At 61.9% G+C, this 5,421-nt stretch carries 3 protein-coding genes; 2 read left to right on the forward strand and 1 reads right to left on the reverse strand.

Features of this window, described 5'->3' with window-relative positions:
- The first annotated feature begins 608 nt into the window (after positions 1-608).
- Positions 609-1,199, forward strand: coding sequence for a hypothetical protein (locus tag ACWDKQ_RS34945; protein ID WP_450143038.1), 591 nt, complete (start codon positions 609-611; stop codon positions 1,197-1,199).
- A gap of 436 nt (positions 1,200-1,635) precedes the next feature.
- Here the strand turns inward: ACWDKQ_RS34945 and ACWDKQ_RS34950 are convergent, their stop codons facing one another.
- Positions 1,636-2,985, reverse strand: a complete 1,350-nt coding sequence (locus ACWDKQ_RS34950; RefSeq protein ID WP_450143039.1) for a hypothetical protein — start codon at positions 2,983-2,985, stop codon at positions 1,636-1,638.
- 56 nt (positions 2,986-3,041) lie between these two features.
- On the opposite strand from ACWDKQ_RS34950, the gene ACWDKQ_RS34955 reads away from it, so the two are divergent.
- Positions 3,042-4,139, forward strand: coding sequence for an IS630 family transposase (locus tag ACWDKQ_RS34955; protein ID WP_450143040.1), 1,098 nt, complete (start codon positions 3,042-3,044; stop codon positions 4,137-4,139).
- Positions 4,140-5,421 lie beyond the last annotated feature (1,282 nt).

The raw sequence follows: 5,421 nt of genomic DNA on the forward strand, positions 1-5,421 counted from the left end.
TGGGATGCGTTGGAGTCGCAAACCCAAGCAGGATAAGGCCTTTGCCTTACCTCAGGCCGGATCTACCCACCCGACACGCTTGATGAAGGTCTAGGTGACGACCGCTCCGCGTGTAGCTGGTAAGTGTGTCCGAAAGGGACTTGCACGCTGACTATACGCCTTCACCTTCCCGGCATTGGGTGAGGTAGGGAGCTGCTTGCTGTTCCGTCTGTCCAGTCGGGAGTCCATCTGGGGCGTCTTGGTGGGACAGGCTCGCCTTGGCCGCTTGGTCTTGAGCCCATGTCAGCGTGGAGCCGTAGGTCTCCAACGCCTTACTCGATGCGTGGAAACAGTCGCCGGTCTCCGGCTACTTGGTCGACCCGCCGTCGAAGGCCGACCGAAATTGGTAGGTAGCTTCCCCGCTCCACAACCCCGAGTTTGGATTCGCCTTCCGCAGCGACGACTTCAGTCAAAATTTGCTGCCTGTTGAGGTGTGGCCGTTGTCGTGGTGACCGTCGCGATCGTGACTGGCCCAATTTCACCATTTCGGATGTTCGCGGTCGCGCAGGTTTCCGGTGATCGTTATCCTGCCAGATATTCGGAAAGATCCACTGGGGAGGTCTGCATTCATGTTGAAGAAACTCCGTGCTCGTGTGCTTGGGGCAGTTCTTGCTTTTAGCGCACTGTCGGCAGTGGGCGTGGCTGCACCAGCAACTGCCTCAACATCGCAGTCGGCGTCGAGCTTGGCGGTGAGCCAGGCTCAACCAGAGACGTACACCATCGACGTTGCTGGCGTTCGCTTCACTGGTGCCAGCGCTAGGGAGATCTGGGGTGCGTGCGGCACGAATTCCCCAGCGGACAAGCTGGTTCGCGCCTTCCCACGCAGTGGGGCTCCTGGTGCGGGGGGAGCATCGAACCTGCTCTGCGGAACCGCTGGTTTCGGTTACCGGCATATCAAGGACCGCCACATGGCGGACTGGCAGAACCTGGCTGCGCGAGTAGGCAGCGACTGGCGGTCGTTTGCCGACTTCGCTATCGCAGAGATCCTCAAGGTTCCCGAGCCGGGATTCCCGGTCTACAACAAGAACAACGACACCTGGACGTATCGAGCGCCAGTCCAGATTCGTGATTCCCATGGTAATGTCGTAGATACCTACCGCCCCATCGTGTCGGTAGCAAGTGGGGACCAGAAAATCATCACAGCATTCCCCGCGCGCTGAGAGACGGATCATTATGAATTTGGACCGAACGGATGACCAGAGTGTCTTCGAGGAATTCTTGTTCAGGCTCAGTGATGAGCAAGTGCGAAGCTCGCCTGAAGGTTACGTCGAGATTCGGTCTTGGCAGGATGTCGATCTCGATACCCCGCTCCGGCTTCAGGTGAGTCCGCGGTCGTTGGCGGAACATTTGCGGATGATGGAGCGCGACGGGAAGCTGACGTTCCCGGATGAGCAGCCGATAGTTGGGGCGCTTCAACTTTTCTTGGTGCACCTCGATGAAGCGATTCGAATGAGGCGTTCCGATGAAACTGAACTTGTTCCGTATCGCGCGGGAGTCAAGTCGCTTGCATCCAGCTAGTTAGCGGCGGAAGATGAAAGAATAAGCTATTTCGACCCGAGTGGAATTTGATCTGCTTGGGTCGATTTCTGCTTCACGTCAGGAGAGCAGGCGAATGGCGAGCACGGTTCCATCCGGGTGGACCGACACCGGGCCGTTCCACGAATGGTCCCAGGAATCGCTGGGCCAGGAGGAGCGGCGCTCGTAAATCTTGCGGCGGTACTGCTCCACTTGGCCGCGCGTCAGGAGGTCTAACAGGGCGGTCTCTACGCCAGAGAAGGCCTCAACACGGGTCCCGTTGAGCCGGAAGACGTGGTCCGTGCCGGCGAAGGGAATGTCGAGGAGAGTGTGATCAGCATCCTGCACGCTACCGGCGGCCGCATGCGCGAAGCCGCTGAAGTGCTTCTGCCCTTGGCGCTTGGTCAGGTACTGGGTGGTCGCTTCGCCGTCGCCGGCGAAGGCCGTCACGCCAGCGGCGGCCGTGCGCGCGAGCACCCGCCCGAACCATTCGTACCGCTCCGGCGTGACGTGGAATCCGGTGACCGAGGAAGGAGGCTTGTCGCCCTCGGCGGGCACTCGGATTTCGGGGTAGTGGTGCATCTCGTTGGACTTGATGTCCAGAGCACCACCCTCGGCGTTGGCCTCGCTCAGTCGGCCGCCGCGTCCCTCGGCGTGGAGTGCGTGGACGGTGACGTGGCCGTCCGGGGGTAGTTCGGTGCTGAAGATCAGGGCAGGGGTCTCGTTCCAGGGCCCGATGTGCACCGCTTCCACGTGAGCTGACGCGGAGGCGAGTTGGCCGTGGGAGTACTTGGCGTTGCTGTGGTTGCCCTTGCAGGCGATCGGGAGTGCCAGGGACGGTTCGCCCGGCTTCCACAGTTCGGCGCAGAACTGCGGGTGGTAGGTACCTCGTGCGCTCCAGCCGGCGAGCAGCGTCGTGTCCGCGGGCACGATCGAGACGACGTGGTCCGGATGGTGCTGCGCCAAGATCCGCTGGGCCGCCGCCAGGGCGAAGCCGATCCCGAGCTCGCCCGACTGGAGGGTCTTGTAGTGCTTCGCCGTCACCTTGCCCTCAGCGGACAGCTTCATGAAGGAACCGGTGTCGCCGGTCAGCGCCTGGCTGTACTTCAGCGCTCCCCAGTGCTCAGCGAGTCCGCGTGCGGCTCCTTGTCTTGATAGCGCGATGGCCTGGCCGAGCGCATGCAGCACGGCCCACGGAGTCAGCTGGACGGTTCGCTCGCCCCGGGCGGGTATGGGCTGTAGCTCGGGCTTCCGCCGCAAGGCGGTGTCCTTGTCCTTCATGTCTTTCTCGGCTTGCTTCTTCGCGCGCTTCTCGTCGTACTTCGCTGCGGCGCGGTCTACGGCGCTGACCAGACCGGAATCCGAGTGGAGAGAGATGTTCGAGCGTTGAGCGAGATCCCCCAGCACGTCTTCTGCCGGCTTCAACACCATTCCTCCTATGGGGCACTAGTGTCCTGCGCCGGAAATTGGCGTGTTAAGTCGTTACGATGGTTGTTGTGTCTCGAACTGGGCGTCCGAAAGCGGAGTTGGTGTTGACCGATGCCGAGCGTGGGCAGTTGGTTCGGTGGTCGCGGCGGGCGAAGTCGTCGCAGGCCCTGGCGTTGCGGTCGCGGATTGTGCTGGCGTGTGCGGAGCAGGGGATGACCAACAAGCAGGTCGCCGCTGATCTACGGATATCGGCGAACACTGTGAACAAGTGGCGGCGACGGTTCGTGGACAAGCGGTTGGAGGGCTTGGTCGACGAGCCTCGGCCCGGTCGGCCGCCCTCGATCCTGTTGGACAAGGTCGAGGAGGTGATCACCGCGACGCTGGAAGAGACGCCGAAGAACGCGACGCACTGGTCGCGTAAGTCAATGGCGGAGAAGTCGGGGTTGTCCAAATCCACGATCGGGCGGATCTGGCGAAAGTTCGAGCTCAAACCGCATCTTGTCGACAGGTTCAAGCTGTCGAGCGATCCGTTGTTCGTGAACAAGGTCGTCGATGTTGTTGGCCTGTACCACAATCCGCCGGAGAAGGCGGTGGTGTTGTGTGTGGATGAGAAGTCGGGCATGCAGGCGCTGGATCGGTCCCAGCCGGTGCTGCCGGCGATGCCCGGGATGCCGGAACGCCGCAGCCATGACTACGTCCGCCACGGTGTGACCAGTCTGTTCGCGGCGTTCGACATCGCCGATGGCACGGTGATCTCCGAGATCCACCGGCGGCGTCGGGCGGTGGAGTTCAAGAAGTTCCTGGTCACCATCGACAAGACCGTTCCCGCTGAGTTGGACGTATATCTGGTGTGCGACAACCTGTCCACTCACAAGACGCCCGCCATCAACGCGTGGCTGGCCAGGCATCCGCGTTTCCATATGCATTTCACTCCCACCGGTTCGTCCTGGATTAACCAGGTCGAGCGCTGGTTTGGCTTCCTCACCGATCAACTCCTTCGTCGTGGCGTCCACAAAAGCGTTGCAGCGCTGGAGAAAGACGTCCGGGAGTGGATCAAGAGCTGGAACGAGGATCCGAAGCCGTTCGTCTGGAAGAAGACCGCGGAAGAGATCCTTGACTCCCTCGCACGATATATCTCACGAATTTCCGGCGCGTGACACTAGACGAACTGCAACCGGTACTGTGTGATCGACACCGACGTGCAACGCTACGTTTTCGATCACATGCGCGCATCCGCGCAACGAGTGATGTGGGGCGAGGATCTTGGTCCACGGTGATGTGGTGCTGGCTGGCTCGTGCGACAGAGCGGTGAGGTTCAGGCGGTTTTGCGAGACCTCTGCTCACTAGCCATTTTTCCACCTCAGTCGGTATCAACCAGTCCAAGATCATAAAAAGGCGGTTTGGCTGATTCGCGTTGGTTGGAGGGCATCGTGCGGAGGGATCGGGGTACCGATCTTGAGCTGACGGCCGCCGACTGGCTGGTCGTTCAGGTGTGGGAGCACGAAGGGGCAGCCGACCGCATCCGCGCAAATGGCCCGCGATCCCAAGGGCTACGGGTCAAGTTGATGGCGCTGTGGTTATCTCGGCGGCGAGTTGGGGCTTGAGACACATGCGGCCGAGACAACCGGCGGGGAGGTGCGTATCCGAAAGGGGTTTGCACCCCCCACTGGTAAACGTGCAGGTGGAGAGCTGAGGTGTTGGGAAATCGGCTACTTCTGCACCAAAAACCCCAGGTCAAAGGGTTGACCTGGGGTAGATGCTGTGTCCGAGGAGGGAGTTGCACGCTACTACACGGCTCCTACTTCCCGAAACTGGTTGAGACAGAGGGTTTTTTGCTGTCCCGCCTGTCCCTCCTGGAGTCCACCTGGGACACCTTGACGGGACAGGCGGTTTTGCCCTGTGAACTGCGGAAATGTCGGCTGGCCCACATTGGGACAGGTGCGGTCGGTGTCCCGACGTGGGCCCGAATACCCCCATAGAGTGTCAAGTGGGCGCTCGGTTTCGGGACGCGGTTACCTGTCCCCGCCACAGCATGCCGGGGAGGTCGACGCGCTGGTGCGGGAGTCCACGAGGCGAAGCAGACCTTCATTCCCTGCCCGGCATGGAGTATTGCCGGAGGTGCGCGTCAGGTTGGTCCGAGTGCGTGCCACTTCGGTGTGCTCGTTGTGACGATCAGGGACGCGTAGCCCAGCCGCATCGATCGGCGGTGCCGGTCCGGGCCGAGCAGGGACGGCCCGTCCGGCGTAACTCGGCGAGCGAACCATGCCGGACGAAGCCGGAAGCCCGCGCCCTGTGCGGGCGACCAGCTCGGCGCACGCCGAGCTGAACAGGTCTACCGCCGGGTGACCTGCACAGCCAACGGCACCTCACGTCGCCCTCTGTACATCGCCCGGATCGCCGCGGCGATCTCCGGGACCGGCTCCGGCCAGGGCTGCGGCT

This window comes from Saccharopolyspora sp. NPDC000995, from assembly GCF_053599315.1.

Excerpts from the sequence above, each read along its gene's own strand:
- ACWDKQ_RS34950 (WP_450143039.1), bottom strand. The coding sequence starts at position 2,985 with ATGGTGTTGAAGCCGGCAGAAGACGTGCTGGGGGATCTCGCTCAACGC.
- ACWDKQ_RS34955 (WP_450143040.1), top strand. The coding sequence starts at position 3,042 with ATGGTTGTTGTGTCTCGAACTGGGCGTCCGAAAGCGGAGTTGGTGTTG.
- ACWDKQ_RS34945 (WP_450143038.1), top strand. The coding sequence starts at position 609 with ATGTTGAAGAAACTCCGTGCTCGTGTGCTTGGGGCAGTTCTTGCTTTT.